Annotated in this window: 13 protein-coding genes and 1 pseudogene; 7 read left to right on the forward strand and 7 right to left on the reverse strand. The window is 36.8% G+C overall.

What is annotated here, in order from left to right:
* Positions 1–55 precede the first annotated feature (55 nt).
* Positions 56–1,396, forward strand: a complete 1,341-nt coding sequence (locus ACT6XC_RS04795) for a tetratricopeptide repeat protein (RefSeq protein ID WP_443740989.1) — start codon at positions 56–58, stop codon at positions 1,394–1,396.
* A 63-nt stretch (positions 1,397–1,459) separates the two neighbouring features.
* Here the strand turns inward: ACT6XC_RS04795 and ACT6XC_RS04800 are convergent, their stop codons facing one another.
* Both ACT6XC_RS04800 and ACT6XC_RS04805 read right to left on the reverse strand, forming a co-directional pair.
* Positions 1,460–2,638 (reverse strand): pyridoxal phosphate-dependent aminotransferase, encoded by a 1,179-nt coding sequence (locus tag ACT6XC_RS04800; protein WP_443740990.1) that lies wholly within the window; start codon positions 2,636–2,638, stop codon positions 1,460–1,462.
* Positions 2,639–2,640: 2 nt separating this feature from the next.
* A complete protein-coding gene (locus ACT6XC_RS04805; protein ID WP_296019274.1) occupies positions 2,641–3,135 on the reverse strand; it encodes an Lrp/AsnC family transcriptional regulator in 495 nt (164 codons plus the stop codon).
* A gap of 242 nt (positions 3,136–3,377) precedes the next feature.
* On the opposite strand from ACT6XC_RS04805, the gene hisG reads away from it, so the two are divergent.
* The 5 genes from hisG to arfB all read left to right on the forward strand — a co-directional run bounded on the left by hisG (position 3,378) and on the right by arfB (position 7,218).
* Positions 3,378–4,250 carry an ATP phosphoribosyltransferase gene (gene hisG / locus ACT6XC_RS04810; protein ID WP_439795849.1) on the forward strand — a complete coding sequence of 291 codons (873 nt, stop codon included), beginning with the start codon at positions 3,378–3,380 and terminating at the stop codon, positions 4,248–4,250.
* 42 nt (positions 4,251–4,292) lie between these two features.
* Positions 4,293–4,976, forward strand: a complete 684-nt coding sequence (locus ACT6XC_RS04815) for an imidazoleglycerol-phosphate dehydratase (RefSeq protein WP_443738358.1) — start codon at positions 4,293–4,295, stop codon at positions 4,974–4,976.
* A 207-nt stretch (positions 4,977–5,183) separates the two neighbouring features.
* Positions 5,184–5,510, forward strand: coding sequence for a hypothetical protein (locus ACT6XC_RS04820; RefSeq protein ID WP_443740991.1), 327 nt, complete (start codon positions 5,184–5,186; stop codon positions 5,508–5,510).
* Positions 5,511–6,127: 617 nt separating this feature from the next.
* Positions 6,128–6,646 carry a hypothetical protein gene (locus tag ACT6XC_RS04825; protein ID WP_443740993.1) on the forward strand — a complete coding sequence of 173 codons (519 nt, stop codon included), beginning with the start codon at positions 6,128–6,130 and terminating at the stop codon, positions 6,644–6,646.
* A gap of 158 nt (positions 6,647–6,804) precedes the next feature.
* Entirely contained in the window at positions 6,805–7,218 is a 414-nt protein-coding gene (gene arfB, locus ACT6XC_RS04830) for an alternative ribosome rescue aminoacyl-tRNA hydrolase ArfB (protein ID WP_443740994.1), read from the forward strand.
* Positions 7,219–7,228: 10 nt separating this feature from the next.
* On the opposite strand, the gene ACT6XC_RS04835 is transcribed toward arfB, so the two are convergent.
* The 4 genes from ACT6XC_RS04835 to ACT6XC_RS04850 are packed head-to-tail and all read right to left on the reverse strand — an operon-like array spanning position 7,229 to position 14,630.
* Positions 7,229–7,936 (reverse strand): hypothetical protein, encoded by a 708-nt coding sequence (locus tag ACT6XC_RS04835; protein ID WP_443738344.1) that lies wholly within the window; start codon positions 7,934–7,936, stop codon positions 7,229–7,231.
* Between the two features lie 10 nt (positions 7,937–7,946).
* A complete protein-coding gene (locus ACT6XC_RS04840) occupies positions 7,947–8,312 on the reverse strand; it encodes a hypothetical protein (RefSeq protein WP_443740995.1) in 366 nt (121 codons plus the stop codon).
* Positions 8,313–8,352: 40 nt separating this feature from the next.
* A complete protein-coding gene (locus ACT6XC_RS04845) occupies positions 8,353–10,617 on the reverse strand; it encodes a hypothetical protein (RefSeq protein WP_443740996.1) in 2,265 nt (754 codons plus the stop codon).
* Positions 10,614–14,630, reverse strand: coding sequence for a hypothetical protein (locus ACT6XC_RS04850; protein WP_443740997.1), 4,017 nt, complete (start codon positions 14,628–14,630; stop codon positions 10,614–10,616). The genes ACT6XC_RS04845 and ACT6XC_RS04850 overlap by 4 nt, the downstream gene beginning before the upstream one ends.
* 684 nt (positions 14,631–15,314) lie before the next feature.
* Between ACT6XC_RS04850 and ACT6XC_RS04855 the strand changes: the two genes are divergently transcribed.
* Positions 15,315–15,695, forward strand: coding sequence for a hypothetical protein (locus ACT6XC_RS04855; protein ID WP_443738338.1), 381 nt, complete (start codon positions 15,315–15,317; stop codon positions 15,693–15,695).
* On the opposite strand, the pseudogene ACT6XC_RS04860 reads toward ACT6XC_RS04855, so the two are convergent.
* A pseudogene (locus tag ACT6XC_RS04860) lies at positions 15,633–16,254 on the reverse strand (DNA recombination protein RmuC); the annotation flags it as partial. The gene ACT6XC_RS04855 and the pseudogene ACT6XC_RS04860 sit on opposite strands and share 63 nt — an antisense overlap.

Genomic DNA, 16,254 nt, shown 5'->3' on the forward strand with positions numbered 1-16,254 from the left:
TCAAGATTTTCGTAAAAACTTGAGTTTTAGACCTTTTTTGCCGATAATAGATAGTATGGATTCATTAGCCCTTGTTATAGCAATCGCCATTGCAATCGGTTTTGCAGCAATTTTGGTCGCCTTTGGAACCAGAAAAACCGGAAGCAAAAAAGGCAAAACAAAGAACCGCGCTCAAATTGTACGTGAAGCAAGCCGAAAACTTGCTCAGGATCCTCATAATCCCGACGGTCTGATTGCATTAGGAAATATTTATTTTAACGAGCACTCCTGGGAAAAAGCATATCAAATTTACGACACTATGCTAAACATTGCGCCAGCCCATACGCAGATTGACCCATTTCTTGCCGCTTTACGACAGGGAATTTGCGCTCTTAAATTAAATAAAATTCAAGATTCGTTCCGTGGACTCTCGGCGGCTTTTCAAATAAATTCTTCAAATTTTGACGTAAGCTACAACCTCGGACTCGCACTCTACGCAAACAAAGATTATGACAAGGCAACTGCCTGCTTGAAAAAGGCGCTCATTGCAAAACCAGACGCTCTAAACGTAAATGCACCGTTGGGAATGTCTTTGTACAACGCCCATCATTTCAAGGAATCTTTGCCGTTTTTAAGACGCGCACTCGACGAAAACCCTGACAACAAAGAAGCTCTTTTTAGCATGGCAGATGCAATGCAGGAATGCGGATACGGCGACAAAGCTATGAAAGTATTTCTTCACTTGCGTCCAGATCCAGAATATGGAGCGCGTTCCTGTCTTTCAGCAGGACTTATGCATTCAAAAGCGGCTCAGTACGAAAAAGCCCTTCAGGACTTTGAAATCGGCATAAAACATCAGAATATTCCTCCAGAAACCGCTCTTGAACTCCGTTACCGCTATGCTCAAGCCTGTTTTGCAACGAAAAACATTGCAACAGGAATTTCACTTTTGCGCGAGATTCAGGCAATGACACCTTCCTACAAAGACGTTGCCCAGCTTTTAAGCCGATATGCAGAATTAAACCAGAACAAGAACCTTCAAATTTATCTTATGAGTAGCACTTCAGACTTTGTTGCACTTTGTCGCAAAGTAGTAATGACTTATTATCCGCGGGCACTCGTAAAAATTCAGGATATTTCGGTTGAACCAGACCATGTAGAAATTCAACTTACAGTGGATACAAACCGCTGGGAAGATACCGAAATTTTCCGTTTTTACAGGACAACTGGCTCAATTGGTGAACTTTTTATCCGCGATTTTCAGGCAAAGGTAAGCGAAAGCAAGGCTGACCGGGGAATCTGCTTTACGGCTGGAACATACACCGACGAAGCACAAAAATATTCGGAAGGTCGGCCGATTGACTTGATCACAAAAGAGGGACTTATAAAATTATTAAAGAAAGTTGATGCGTCATAAAAAAAAATGCTGAACGCCTTAAAAAATCATAAGACGTTCAGCATATAAACTTAACGAAAAGATTTAGTTTTTAGTATCTTTTAATTCCCTTACAAAATCTGCAATTCTGTCGAGGGCAATTTTCATTTTTTCGATTCCAGTTGCATAGCAACATCGAATATGTCCTTCACCGCCAAGACCAAAAACGCTTCCTGGAACAACCGCAACGTTATGCTTTTGAAAAAGTTTAGTTGCAAATTCTTCCGAAGAAAGGCCTGTCGAAGAAATATCTGGGAACATATAAAATGCTCCTTTTGGCTCAGGAACAGGCAACCCCATGTCGCAAAAAGCCTTGTACATTAAATTTCTTCTCTGCTGATAACTTATGCGCATTTTTTCAACATCTTTCCAGCCGTGGCGCAAACCTTCTACAGCCGCATATTGAGAAAAAATCGGCGCGCAAATTGTATTGTAACCGTGAAGTTTTACAATTTGCTGCAAAAGGTCGGCAGGAGCAGCAATATAACCGATTCGCCAACCTGTCATAGCAAAAGATTTAGAAAAACCGTTCAAAATAATCGTGTAATCTTTCATTTCCGGGAATGAACCAATAGAAACATGCTTTGCATCTTCGTAACGAAGCTCACAATAAATTTCGTCCGAAATACACCAAAGTTGATTTTCTACAATAACTTTTGCGATTTTTTCAAGTTCTTCTGCAGGAATCATAGTTCCAGTCGGATTATTCGGAGAACAAATCATGACAGCTTTTGTTTTTGGAGTAATTGCATCTTTGATCTGCTGAGCCGTCGGATAATAACCGTTTACACTAGAATCAATTGGAATTACCTTAACCTGGCACAGTTCTGCCAAAGGAACATAGTTTACATAACAAGGCTGAACGACAATCAGTTCGTCACCAGGGTTGAGAATTGCACGCAAAGAAGCATCAACTCCTTCGCTGGCACCAACCGTAACGAGAATTTCATTTTTTGGATTGTAGTAAAGTTCATACCGTTCCATATATTTTGAAATTTCTTCACGAAGTTCAATCAAACCCCAGTTAGAAGTATAAGAAGTATGTCCTTTTTCAAGATGATAAAACGCTTCTTCGCGCATAACCCACGGAGTTGGAAAATCCGGTTCGCCGACAGAAAGAGATATTACGTCATCATGCCCAATCAGCATTTCAAAAAATTTGCGGATTCCTGACGGCGGTATGTTCATCATTGATTTAGAAAATTTATCGGGTCTGTTGTTCATTTTTATGCCATGACTCCTTCGCGACGATCAGTTTCGTCTTCAACGTAGAGAACGTCATTTTCTTTGTATTTTTTTAGAAGAAAATGAGTTTTTGTCGAACGCACACCGTTCAAAGTAGAAAGTTTGCTCGAAACAAAACCTGCAACTTCTTTTAAATTATCGCCTTCGATTACAACTTTTAAGTCATAGCCACCGCTCATCAAATAAAGCGACTTAACCTGCGGAAACCTGTAAATTCGTTCGGCGAGCGCGTCAAAACCGTGTTCGCGTTCAGGCTGGCACTGAATTTCAATCTCGGCAACAACCTTATCTTTATTCGCTTCGTCTTTTTCAGGGTTTATAATGGCGGCGTATTTTAAGATAACACCTTCGCTTTCCAGTTCGGCAATAATTTTTTTAACCTCATCTGGAGTTTTTTTCGTCATTGCGGAAATGTCTTCAACAGAAAGACGCGCATTTTCACGCAAAAGTTCAAGAATTTCTTCCTTTCCGTCCATTTTTTTACCTCGAAAAAATAAATATATGCAATTTTAGCACAGAAAAACGACTTTTTGAATATTTTAAAACCAATTTGAAATATTTTTAAGAAAAAAATTGCGTTCTGCAAGTGATTGCGATTGAAAAGAAAAAATTCAATGCTTCAGTATTTTTTCTTCAAAGTGCCTTCAAAGTTGAATTTTGCGTTATATTTCTTTATTATATTAGAAGATTTATTGGGTTTATCCCGAAAGGATTTTTTATGAAAAAACTGAGTATTCTTTTGGCTAAAGGAAGAATTTACGAATCTGTTGTTGAACTTTTAAAAGATGTCGGCATTTCAATTTATCTGCCAGACCGCACATATTATCCGATTACAAATCAAGACGACCTGGCTTTTCAGGTTGTAAAACCGCAAATTTCCAGCGCCCTGCTTGCCGACAACCGTGCCGATGTTGCTTTTTCGGGAAAAGACTGGGTTTTTGAAAACGGAGTTCAAGATCAGGTTGAAGAAATCATGGACTTGGGTTTTGATCCAGTGCGCATTGTCGTTGCAGTTCCAGAAACCGTAGATTTCGACGCGCTTCTCAAAAAACCGGTTACAATTGCAACCGAATACCAGAATTTGAGCCGTTTTTGGGCAAAAGGAAAGAACGTTGATGGAAAAATTTTCCGCACCTGGGGAACTTCAGAAGGATTTGTTCAGGACAACGAACAGGCTCTTGCCCAGATTTTGATTGACAATACTTCGACAGGTTCAAGTTTACGCGCAAATCACCTTAAAATTTGCGACACAATCATGGAATCTTCGACAAGAATGTACGCTTCTAAAGAGGCATTGAAAGATCCTGAGAAAAAACAAAAAATCATGGAACTAAAAATGCTTTTCGAAGCAGTTCTTGCAGCACGCAGTCGCGTAATGCTCGAAATGAACGTTTCAAAAGACAATTTCGATGCACTTATTAAGGGAATTCCATCAATGAAAAGCCCGACCGTTTCACCACTTTTTGGAGACAACGGTTATGCAGTAAAAATTGCCGTAAAAAAAAGCGAGGTTCCAACCCTCCTCCCAAAACTGCATCAACTTGGAGCAACCGATATTCTCGAATACGAACTGAGAAAGGTTATGCAGTAATAAAAAAATACTCGCTATAAAACCACTTAAGGAACTATTTTTATGGAAAGAATTGCAGAAATTGAACGAAATACTAAAGAAACTCAAATAAAATTGACTCTTAATCTCGATGGAAGCGGAAAATATTCTGTAAAAAATCCAATCGGCTTTTTTAATCATATGCTCAATTCTTTCTGTAAACACGGTCTTTTTGACCTTTCTGGAGAAATATCTGGAGATTTGGACGTAGACCAGCATCATTTAATAGAAGATACAGGGATTGCGCTAGGAATGGCTTTTGCAAAAGCGCTTGGAAACTGTGCAGGAATTTTTAGGACAGGCTATTTTATCTACCCTATGGACGAAAGCCTTTTAAGATGCGGAGTTGATTTTGATTTAATTGAATCCGCCTCAACCGAAGAACGAAAAGATGCAACTTCTCAAGTAGCAGTTGACTTTGGAGGACGCCCATACTGCGTATGTAACGCCCAGCTGACAGGAATTCCACTTTTAAGTCGCGACGAAGACGGGAACGACTACCTTTTCCAGACAGATTGCTTTGAAGACTTTTGGCAGGGATTTGCAGCAAACGCAAAATGCAACATTCATTTGGACACAATCCGAGGTCGCTCCGACCATCACAAAATAGAAGGCCTTTTTAAAGCCGCAGCAAGAGCCTTACGCCAAGCAGTAGCAATCGACCCAAGAAGAAACGGAGAAATTCCTTCGACAAAAGGCAAAGTTTAAGCGCAGGTTCGGAAAAACAGTTGCTGAGTAGATTATAAATTTTTCAAAAAACAAAAACCGATTTATAATTTGAGTTGTTATATTTTTCGGAGGGAATTCTTGCAAGATTAAAAACATAGACCTGATTTAAGGGATTAAAACTTACTGCCCGCCTTTACTTCATTCGCATTTACAGGAGTAAAATCAAAAAAAGTAACCCCCTCGTTTATGAAAGGAACAATAACCTTAGATAAATCTGATTCGGAATATTTTTATTTGTGTGGGGTCGTTTATTCTTGGATTTGGGCTGATAATTTTCATTGTGTTTTCAAAAAAGCGGAAGGAAAAGAATTTTCATATAAATTTCGAGATACGGAAGTTCACGTAATAAATGCGGAGAAAATTGAAATTTCAGAAAAGTGGATAGATTGGAAAAATCCATTTGCACAGCACAGACTTTATAAAACTTGTCGAAATTGGCAATTTGCGAATTGGTTTGCAAAAAATGCAAAAAAAGAAGGAGATTATCTTAATAGCCTAAATAACTGTTACTAAGAGTTGCACAATAATGGCTATGCTGGCTTCTCTCAGTAAGTCCAGCAAAAAGACTTTTAACTTTTTACTGATTAACAGTTTTCGCTTATGTTTTTTAGACATAAACGCCTCCTCAGACTTTGCTACAGGCTAACTTCTGATATAAATAATAAAACAGTAAAAACTTTCTCTCACACAAAATACTCCTTGCAAAATAAATTCCAACAAAAATAAACAATTCCATCTCAACTTTCATAAACCTTGTTTCTAAAATTCTCTTTATTTTTATTCTTTATTTAGAAAGGACAATATATGTCCTGCTTGGCAGTTTAATATAACTGCAAGGAGAATAGAAAATATGGCATACAAAATTCCGATAAGGCAAATCGATGGAAAACGACTCGATATGTACAAAAGATAAAGCGTATCGGAGAGGCTTGCCATTTGCCACCAATAATAGCCAAAGATTTTTTCTACGGCTATCTGGTCGCAGAGCAGGATAAGCCTAATGTATATAAAACACTAACTGGACAATCACTTGATTTGTCAAAAATCAGCTGATTTGTAAAAAAAACAACTAACTGATGTTTTTCGGAGAGAGTTTATAAAAAAAATAACTTAATAAAAGAGGTGTTAATATGAATAACCCACTTGGATTTGTTGTAGGATTGGCTTGGATTGCTGTTATCGCACTTTTCCTTTACACCATATATGCTGTAGTAGCATTTAAATCAGAAATGAGAAAAAATATACAGTACCTTAGAGAAACTGCCGAAACAGAGGAGGAAGTTGAGTCAGTAAGACTGGCACAGAATCTTCACGACGACTTGCTTAACGCTGCTGCTCCGTTATTGGTTATTTCCTCTTTCATACTACTGTCTTTTATAATCGCCCTTTTCGATTTTGATAAAGGTTCAACGCTTTTTATTGCTACTATATTCCTCATTTCGCCTATTTGTATTGCAGTTTCAGCTATATTTTTTGAGCTTAATGTAAAAATACGTCATCGCTACGGAGTTTATGACACAAGCGAAGATTTGAAAGACCACGCCTCTGCCACTTTCGCTTTTTACAGCATAGCTTCTAATTTGAAAAAACTTGCGGGTTCTGGAAAACGTCAGACAGACTACTTCAAGTCAAAAAACAAAAAAATCTAATATTTTTATCATAAAAGTTTGTTATATCAACGCATATAGGGTTGTTTTAGTTTCTATGTGCGTTGATTTTTTATGCCCAAACGCAATCGTTTTCCTCCAATAATGCGCCAAATTGCAATTTCTTAAACTTCTTCTATAATGTTTTATGATAGTTAAAAATGAACAGGGCTGATCTTCACAATTCTATAATAAATAATTCTCAATTTTCGTTTTCTCGTAGCGGTGGAAAAGGCGGGCAAAATGTTAATAAAGTGAATACTAAAGTTCATTTGGTTTTACCATTGGAATTGCTCGAAGGAATAAACGAAAACGAACGAAATCGCCTTAAAAGCAAACTTTCTTCTATAATTAACAAAGATTTTTGCCTTTTTTTAGATGTTGATGAAGAACGCTATCAGGAACGAAACCGGCAAATTGCTCTGGCTCGAATAGAAAACCGTATAATTCAAGCTCTTGCAATTCAAAAAAAACGAATAAAAACTAAACCAACAAAAGCCAGCAAAGAGCGCAAATTAAAGCTCAAAAAAATCCGTTCCGAAATCAAAAAAAGCCGTGGCAAAATTTGGCAATAAAAATATAGTTCTATCTGTTCAAGCCGTTCAAATGCTTTTTTGAATATCTTACGCCAAGAGTTGTCTGCCATTGCCAGCTGTAGTCAAAGGGCTGAATATCTTTGTTTGTGCCCAAATTTGCGTTATCCCAGCTAAATGTGCCGTCAAGCAAAAATGTCCAGCGTTCAAAAACTGGAAATTCCACTCCTGCGTTCAAGGCAATTCCTAAATAATTTAAGTGATATTCATCGCTCAACTGGTACATATAATGTATTCCAGGCGCAAAATTGAATGTCAAATATTTAAACGGCTTCCATTCTTCGTACGGTCCTAAAAAGAAATCAAATCCATACAAAATCGTCTGCTTGGCAAATTGCTTCATTCCATTAAATTGATGCAAAAACGGATAAAGTCCTTCTATTCTGAGTTTTAAATTGCATAATGATAAATTTTTTGTCTTTACCGTAAAATACAATCCTGCCAGAGAATCTTGCCAGACAAAATTGCTATTTTTGCTTTCTTTTTGAATTCTGTGTACGTTTAAAAGTGCAAATCCATTGTCAAACGAAAAATAAAATTCTTCATCTAAAAGAATTTTTTCAACTTTTTCTTTTGTATTTTCTCCAACTAAAGAATTTTCATTTTCTTCACTTTCGGTTATTTCGTTTTCTGCATTTGTTTGAGAAAATAAACTGCACGCACTAAAAATCAATATAAAGGCAAACAGGATTTTTTTCATTTTGTCCGCCTTATTTTGATATGTGGTAAAGTGTCATTACGTTTGTAACACCACCCTTTGTCCAGGTTATATAAAGCATTGAACCGCGAATATCCCATTCTGTGTTTATCGAAACTCCGTCTGTCGTCGAAAAACAGATTACATTGTCGATTACCGTATAATCGCCCTGAGTTACAGTTTTTTCTTTCGTGTTTAAATCAGTTATCGCAGCAACAAAGGTTCCGTCAGAAACAAAAGAAATTTTATTTCCGTTGTTGTCCGCCCAGGTTCCATATAAAGGAGATGGAACATAACAACCTGCAAAAAGCAAAATCAATTCTGAAAAAATAAGCCATTTAAGTGTTTTTTTTATATTTTTCATTTCTGTATTTAGCATATTAACATTTTTCGTAAAAAAAATATCTGTTTCCAAAGTTTTATCTTCCTTCCTCGCCTACCAGCCAGTCGACTGCTCCCGATGAAAGAATTTCGTTTCCTTCCAGATCAAAGGTTTTAACTCCGTAAGTTCCGCCACCCGCAGCACCGCTCTTAATTTCCAAATTTCCATAGTAAGCTTCGCCAGGATACATTCCGCTGCATTTTACTGTTCCAGACATTTTGCCGTTTCCGCTCATATTAGAAGTTGTATCCGTACTTCCGCTTTCAAAACAGAAGTAAACTCCAAGTTTTTCATTGTCGTTTATCCAAAAATCTGCGTAATTTGTATAAGGCATTTTTATTTCCGCACCAAGCCCCGCAATTTTTGCTGTATATTTGAGAGTTCCAGAAATTGTTCCTTCTACGCTTTCACTTCCGAGTTTGTCCGTATCGTTTGGTTTGTGCATTAAAGTAAGTTTTTTTTGGCTGCTCATACAGGTTTTATTGTATTCTCTAAACCATTGATCGCGCGTCAATGCTCCATAACCAAGACATTTTATATTTTTGAACGCGTCCCCACCCTCTAAAACCGCATCCTCGTATTCAACCTGTGGATTGTTGCTCTTTTTTCCCTGTCCAAGTGAATTTATCGAAACAACTTTATAAAAATACGGAACTCCCACCTTTGTAAGACTTTCGCTGCTGTCGTCAATAAATTCTGTTTCTGTTACAGGATTGTCATTCAACTTTCTAAAACCGCTGTCGGTTTTTGCAGAACGATAAACGTAATAACCGGCAGGCTCGTCTTGAAGAGGTTTTTCCCAGGTTATTTTTACAGGATAAATATTGTTTGAATTTGGAACTAAATCCGAATTCATAAAACTTGTCTTTGAAGCCGTTACATTTTGAGGCGCAGCCGGCATTGGAGCCGCGGCAAAACTCTGCGAACTTTCAAGCCCTTCGGAATTTACGGTCGAAATTTTAAAATACGGATATTTGTCAATTTCGTATTCAAGATAACCATTTTCGTTTTCAATTCCTTCTATTCCGCTCATAAGTTCAGAATACAAATTTTCCTGCCTGTTGCTCACAAAAATTTTATAAGTAAAGTTTTTGTGCTGAGAGCCAATTGCCTTTGACCAAACGAGAATAACTTTTTCAGAGCTAAAGCCATCGCCAACTTCGAGTTCGGCAGGAGCACTGAGCAAAAATCCAAAATTTTCATTTGAATTTTCTGTAAAGGCGCTTTTTATTTCCAGTCCTTCGTCAAGACAAACTGTCTGCACAAAATAATAATAAATCAAACCAGCAGAAACACTTTTGTCGGTGTAAGATGTCGCTGTCAAATTTGAACCGATTTTTTTATAAACCGAATCTTTTGAACTAGTTCTGTACAAATTGTATCTTATAACCGCAGTTTCTGAAGTTTTTTCGACTTCTTTCCATTTTATTTTCAATTCTGAGAGACTTGTTCCAAAACCGTCGACAACTTCAACTTTTTCGCTAACAGCTGGAGCACCTTCTACCAAAGAATATCCCATGTTCGATTTACTAAAAGCAGATTCAATTCCCAAGGAATTTACCGCCGTAACCTTGTAATAAAATTCTGTTCCCTGGTCTTTTGAAGAAATTGAATCATCGAACGACGTTAAATTTCCATAGACGGTTTTTATAAAACTGACGTTGTTTTCGTTTTCGCCACGGTAAATTTTGTATCTTGAAGCACCGCTTACCGAATCCCAGTTCAATTTGATTTTTGAGGTTGATTTTCCTTTTGACGCATTCAGATTTAACGGAGGAGCAAAGAGCCAGCCTTCTGCGCGGGTTTGCGATAAAACGTTGTCAGTTCCTTCGCTGATAAGACCTTTTTCTTTATTTTCTGCATAGATTTTATAAAAGTAGTGATAAAAATATTCGTCTTCTTCAATCTGGTCTTTTAAGATCACGTCAGTATACGAATTATTTACGCTGTAAATTTCCAAAGAATTGAATTCGGCTTCGTCAGGAACATTCCAATTTCCGCTCGGATCGACTGTTTTTACAACCGCACGCTCGATTCTGTAACTTGTAGCGTTTTCGACTTCTGTCCAGGAAAGTTTAATTGAATCCGGATACAATCCCTGACTTGCAAAAACCTGTGCAGGAGAATCAAGTCTTTCGATTTTTGTTTCGGTTTTAAAAAGTTCACCAAGATTGACAAATTTTCCGTCCGTCTGCATAGAAACCTTGTCCTGAAACCATGCCGAACACGAAAAAAAGCAAAAAACAGTTAAAATACCAAAAACCGGCGAGATTTTTTTTAGAATAAAGAATTTTCGTTTCATAAACTCTCCCACCACGGACTTTTGTAAACTGGAATTGCGCTGTTGAATGTCTTTTCTTCTGAGCCATGACTTGTTCCAATATCGTAAGGAAACCATTCAAGAAATTTTTCTTCATTTTTTTCTGTAATGCTTTTTACAACTTCACCATCTTTTTTGATTGTTAAAATCCATGAAGTTTTTACTCCGTCACTTAGCGCTGTCAAACCTTTATAACCTGCGGCTCCGACAGAAATAGAAAACTTACCAGAATAAGAAGCTGGATAAGTCTTGTCGCCGTTTTCTGTCGTTACAGTAATTTCCGTTTCCGGAAGATGATAAAGTTCATTTCCGTCAACTGCTGACCTTTGCTCAACTTTCTTAAAATTCAATATAAAACAACTTGCAAAAGGCTCATTGCCAGAAGGACTTCCGCCCTGAAAAATATGCTGATAATTCTCTCCGTCTGTTCCCCAATATACAGTTTTAGTTCCACCTTTGTGAGCGATTGTAAATTTTCCAAGTTTTCCAGAAACAGATTTTTCTCCTCCAGAGCTAATTCCACACTGAAATATTGCATCCGCAAGAATAAGGGAAACGCTCTTTGCAAATTCCTCGTTCGTAATATTTCTGTATCCATAAACCGAAAAATCGCTTCCGACAGTTGCAGTTACGGTCTTTTCTTCGTTAAGTTTTCTATATGCGACAAGCCGGTAATAATGCTTAAAATTTCGCAAGACTTTTAACATTCCAGACGTATTAGTTCCGCCAAAGCCAACATTCTGTCCGTCTTGCAAGTCAAAAACTGGTTCAATTTCGACCAAAGCCGAATTTTGGTTAGCTTTAACAAGTTTGATTTTTGCAAACTCTTCGTATGCAGAAATATCGATTTTGTTTGTAACATCAATTTTTCCGATTGTCGTCCAGCCACAAGCTTTATCCAGATTAAAAATCTGAAGTTCATAATAATCAGGTCCAAGTTTTCGCTTGTCGAAACCGTAATCGGTCCATTTTATTTGTTCGGTATAGCCCGAACCCGAAATATAATTTGCGTAAATTTTATCTAACGAAAGAATATATCCTTTATTCTGCTGCTCCAAAGGACTTTCTTCCGCCATTGTTTTTTTTAATTTTTTTTCAAATGAATCTGGAATTTCCGAAATTTCTGAACTCGCACTTTCGTAAACGACAAGAAAATCGTATGCTTCTAAAGAATTTTCTGGAATAATCTGAGTTTGATAAAGTTCTTTGTCAGAACTTACAAGATTTCCTTTATCATAATATTTCCAGGAACCGCCAGACTTTTTGCTTTCGCGAATATAAAGCGACGGTGTTTTTGACTTGCAGCCAAATGGCTGTTTCCATGTAATTTCTATCTTTTCATTGTCTGTAGCTTTGCTGGCTTTTAAATCAAGTCCATAACCAGCTGTTCCGTTGCTTACAAAATCAAGATTTTCGTATACAACTTTTGACTGTTGCGTAAGAACAATTTTTGAATTTTCAGCCTCGAAAACAAAATCTTCTTCCTCCAAAACAGGAATTACCGAATATTTGTATTCCAATCCCCAAACAATTTCCGACTGATTCTTTTTGTAGGCAATCTGATTAGTTTCGTTTTCGGCCGTATCAACATATTTGTCCGTCAAAGTAAAAATTCCGTTTTCTAAAGCTACTTCAACACGCTCTTTTTCGACCAAAGAACCTTCGATATTTACAGTTGTTCCGTCAGCACTTACAAAGTACGAATCCGCAGATTCTACAAGTCCACTCAAGCCATCTGAACATTTTCCTCGTCCTACGACATAACCTTTAGCACCGTCAATTTTTTTCCAGCTTACGCTCATTGAATCTCTGTTCGCATTTTCAGCCTTCAATTCAACAAGAGCAGGTCCCATCGTCGAGGTTTCAATCGTGCTTTCAGTTGAATTTCCTGTTCCAGTGTTTTTTGAAATAATTTTTACGGTGACAGATTGTCCAGAAATTTCCGCATTGTTCCAGCCGAAAGGTTCATTTATCGTACAAATAAAAGTTTTTCCGTCTTCGCTCAAAATTGAATCTTCTCCGACAGAAATTTTATTCTCCGGATTTTCGGTAAAAAACGCTTCTACAGAATATTCATCGGCTTTTTGAACTTTTTGCCATTCTACCTGAATTTTATCATAGGATTTTTCTTTATTAGAAAGTTTTGCTTTACCGAGAGTTTCAGAAACATTTTGACAGACTCTGTTCACAGTTATTTTGTTATTCTCTACTTCGAGAATATAGGTTCTTTTTTCGCCAGCAGGCGCTTCGTGAATAAATTTTGCAATTTTTTCGCCATTTTCATAATCGGTTATGTTAAGGCTGTCTTTTTTAAGCAAAAGATACTGTTGTTCCTGTTCAACTCCATCCACAACAGGAATCCAGCAAAGATAATATACATATTCTTCCATATAATTGAACTGAATTTCAAATCTGTCAGAAAAACCGTCCGCCACTTCAAAAGTTGTAATTTTTGGAACTAACATTGAATCATCTGTCACAACAAATTTTCCGGGAATATTCGCCCAGGTATATGCACTTTCCAGATTTTTATTTTCTGTTGGAACAATAAAAATTTTGTAGTTGTAATATCCGCTTTGTTCCTTCGGATTTTCAAAAATGCGCTCATTTTTAAGAAATTCTTCAAAATTTTCAAAATCAAACTGCGTTTCTTCAGGATTTTCGCCCGAAAAGTCAGTTTTTGTTTCTAGCAAAATATATGAATAATCTTTTCCGAAATTTTCAAATTCGCCTTTAAAGCCAAAAACTATTTTTGAATATTTTGAGCCAGAATCGTCAATTTTGTAGCTGTCCTTAACACTCAGCACTGGAACCGAAATAAGCCAGCCATTTTCTTCTGCCGCACATTTGTCAGAACTGATTGATTTTTTTACATCGTCAACAAAAGCTTGAACTTTATATGAATATTTAATTCCGCGCTCAAGTTCAGTTTTGTCTGTCCAAAAAATTTTAGATTTACCGACATATTTGTAATTTTCGCAAGCAACGGCTCCATCTTCAGTTGATTTTTCAACTCTAAGCCTTTCGTCACTGCAAGTTTGTGTAAGACAGTCAAAATTAAAGATATTTTTTGAACTGTCGCCTTGCAAAACAGAACCGATATAATGAACAATTTCGACATAATCTTCAGTCGAATCTGTCTTTTTTCTGTATATTTTAAAATAAACTGGTCTTTGTTCAAAAATTCCGTTTCCAGCATTAACATCAACATATTGAGGACAATTCCAGCTAAGGCAAATTTCTTCAGCAGAAACGCCCTGTTCAACTTCGAGATTGGAAGGCGGTTCGGGAATCAGTTTTCTTGCGGTTTCTGAATCAATCATGCCAGAGGATTCAACATTTGTCTGAGCAGAAATGATATAGGCTTCTACCGAAAAATTATATTTTGTCTTTGGCTCTAAACCGTCTATTATTGCCTGAGTTACGTTTCCAACCACAGAAACTTCTTTTAAAACAGTTGAGCCGTCAACTGAATAGACTTTTACCGTATAACGAATCAAATTTGCGTAAGTTGAATTAGTACAATTTTCCATCCACCAATTTACAGTCACAGAATTTACGTCATCATTCTGTTCAATCGCGGTTATAACAGGGCTTGCCAAACTTGAACCAGAAGCCACATTGCTAAAAGACGAAAGAACATTCTTATAATTTTTGGCTTGAACTTTATAGAATTGAGATTTTCCCGCTGGAACAGGAACCGAATAAGAAATTTCGTCCGTTTCCCAAATCTGCACATATTCATCAAAAGGCGAATCCGCAGCAAAAATCAAATAACTTTTAGCGCCGCTTACCGACTTCCAGCTTAAATCAATAACCTTAAAACCGCCGTTCGTGGCCGTTAAATTCACAGGCGAGGCGATAAAATCAGCAACCTTTGCCGAGTCATTGTCCCCTTTGCTTTTAGGTGGATCTAATAAATTATCGCTACAAGAAAACAAAAACAAAGAAAAAACAACTAAAAAAAATTTGTTAAAATAGTTTTCTTTATTCATTGTCAAATTATATAAAATTACATGAAAAAAATCACGTAAGATAAAAAGCGCATGCATGTAAAAAAAAGAATAAGTAGTTATAACTAAAGAAGAATTTAAAGTTGAAACACAGAACTTCTATTCTTATTACACTTTTCTTGGGAAGATTTTAATAACTCAACTCAATAAGTTCTTCTAATGTTTTAGGAATATCCTGTTTTTCCCGCCTGGTAGTTAAATAGGCCTCAAAGGAATTTTTATTCATATATGATGCAAATAAATGTTTATGAATTTCACGATGTTCATTATCAGTATTATCTAATAAATCAAATATTGGTTTAAAAATATTTACAGTAAGCACAGGCGTAATTTTGTAAAAACAGTGCACCACATTTCTATATTTGAGTTTTTATATTTAGGTGCAGAAAATTTTTTCGCAAGAACAAAAGAAACTGTAAGTGCAAGTAAAAAAGAAATGACAAGTATAATAATCAGTTTTATCATAACGATATCTCCTTATTATTTTACAATTTTCCAATGGCCGGTTTTGTCTGAACCAACACTCTTGATAATTCCATTTTCAACAAGTTTTGCCAACGCTCTTGTTACTGGTAAGCAGTAAAATATAATTCCCCATAAAAAAGGTTTCCAACCATCTGTTATAATGAAATTGCAACATACCAAAAAACAGGAGGAAAGAAACCTATGGAAACTTTACCACGAAAGGAGAGAAAAGAAAACAGCTGCTTTGACAACAACAAGCGAATGATTTTGGAAGGCTATCTTTTGGGAAAGACAGGCTTTCCGAAAATCACCAACAGGACACAACTCGCCGAAATTTTCAAGTGCGACCGAAAGACAATTTACAACGAAATAAAGCGAGGTACAGTAGAACATCTGCAAAGCGACCTTAGCACTATATTTGAATACAATGCAGAATATGCACAAAACATAGCGAACGAGCGGAATGCAAACCGGGGAATGATTCCGAAAATCATGCTCGACACGGCTCTGGCACGGAAACTAAAGCACTACATCGTTGACGAGAAATACAGCCGTCTTAACATTCGTAAGTGCACGCTTTAATCCACCAACATCACTGGCAAGATTCTGCATCTCACCAAGTGCTTCAAGCTGTTTTGTTACAATTTCAAAAGAACCTGTAAGGCGTTTTTCCAATGTAGACTGAAGTTTTTCATCTACCGTAATACGCATTTCTTCGAGCTTCTTTTCGTTGTTATCCTGGATGCTTTTCAAACTTGTCTGTACAGTCTGCTGCTGATGATTCAGTGTATCCTGTGTTGTCTTTGTTAATGTATCAAGGCGAGTAGACAGAGTTTCCATGAACTTGGTAAGACTGTTAGTCATAGAGTCCTGTGTATTCTTTGTCAAAGTGTCGAATTTACCATTAATGGAATCCTGGAACTTCATCAGTGTTTCTGTATTTTCTTTTCGTGAAGCTGCTGTAGATTCCGAAGTTTCCTTACGATTCAATGCAAATTCATCTTTGAGATTTTTCTCATAAACTTCGAGTTTCTTTTCATAAATTCCAAGCTTGTCAGAAATAATTTCTGAATCTGAATTCTTGCTTTTGTAATGCCTAACCGCAACTTGGACTAAAACAGGAAAGCTAATAAGGTGTATA

Source organism: Treponema berlinense (assembly GCF_052273165.1).
Taxonomy (GTDB): domain Bacteria; phylum Spirochaetota; class Spirochaetia; order Treponematales; family Treponemataceae; genus Treponema_D; species Treponema_D berlinense_A.

Bases quoted from the DNA above. Each gene is read 5' to 3' on its own strand.
- ACT6XC_RS04805 (WP_296019274.1), bottom strand. From the start codon at position 3,135: ATGGACGGAAAGGAAGAAATTCTTGAACTTTTGCGTGAAAATGCGCGT.
- ACT6XC_RS04820 (WP_443740991.1), top strand. From the start codon at position 5,184: ATGAAAGGAACAATAACCTTAGATAAATCTGATTCGGAATATTTTTAT.
- ACT6XC_RS04835 (WP_443738344.1), bottom strand. From the start codon at position 7,936: ATGAAAAAAATCCTGTTTGCCTTTATATTGATTTTTAGTGCGTGCAGT.
- ACT6XC_RS04840 (WP_443740995.1), bottom strand. From the start codon at position 8,312: ATGCTAAATACAGAAATGAAAAATATAAAAAAAACACTTAAATGGCTT.
- ACT6XC_RS04845 (WP_443740996.1), bottom strand. From the start codon at position 10,617: ATGAAACGAAAATTCTTTATTCTAAAAAAAATCTCGCCGGTTTTTGGT.
- ACT6XC_RS04825 (WP_443740993.1), top strand. From the start codon at position 6,128: ATGAATAACCCACTTGGATTTGTTGTAGGATTGGCTTGGATTGCTGTT.
- hisG (WP_439795849.1), top strand. From the start codon at position 3,378: ATGAAAAAACTGAGTATTCTTTTGGCTAAAGGAAGAATTTACGAATCT.
- arfB (WP_443740994.1), top strand. From the start codon at position 6,805: ATGAACAGGGCTGATCTTCACAATTCTATAATAAATAATTCTCAATTT.
- ACT6XC_RS04795 (WP_443740989.1), top strand. From the start codon at position 56: ATGGATTCATTAGCCCTTGTTATAGCAATCGCCATTGCAATCGGTTTT.
- ACT6XC_RS04850 (WP_443740997.1), bottom strand. From the start codon at position 14,630: ATGAATAAAGAAAACTATTTTAACAAATTTTTTTTAGTTGTTTTTTCT.
- ACT6XC_RS04815 (WP_443738358.1), top strand. From the start codon at position 4,293: ATGGAAAGAATTGCAGAAATTGAACGAAATACTAAAGAAACTCAAATA.
- ACT6XC_RS04855 (WP_443738338.1), top strand. From the start codon at position 15,315: ATGGAAACTTTACCACGAAAGGAGAGAAAAGAAAACAGCTGCTTTGAC.
- ACT6XC_RS04800 (WP_443740990.1), bottom strand. From the start codon at position 2,638: ATGAACAACAGACCCGATAAATTTTCTAAATCAATGATGAACATACCG.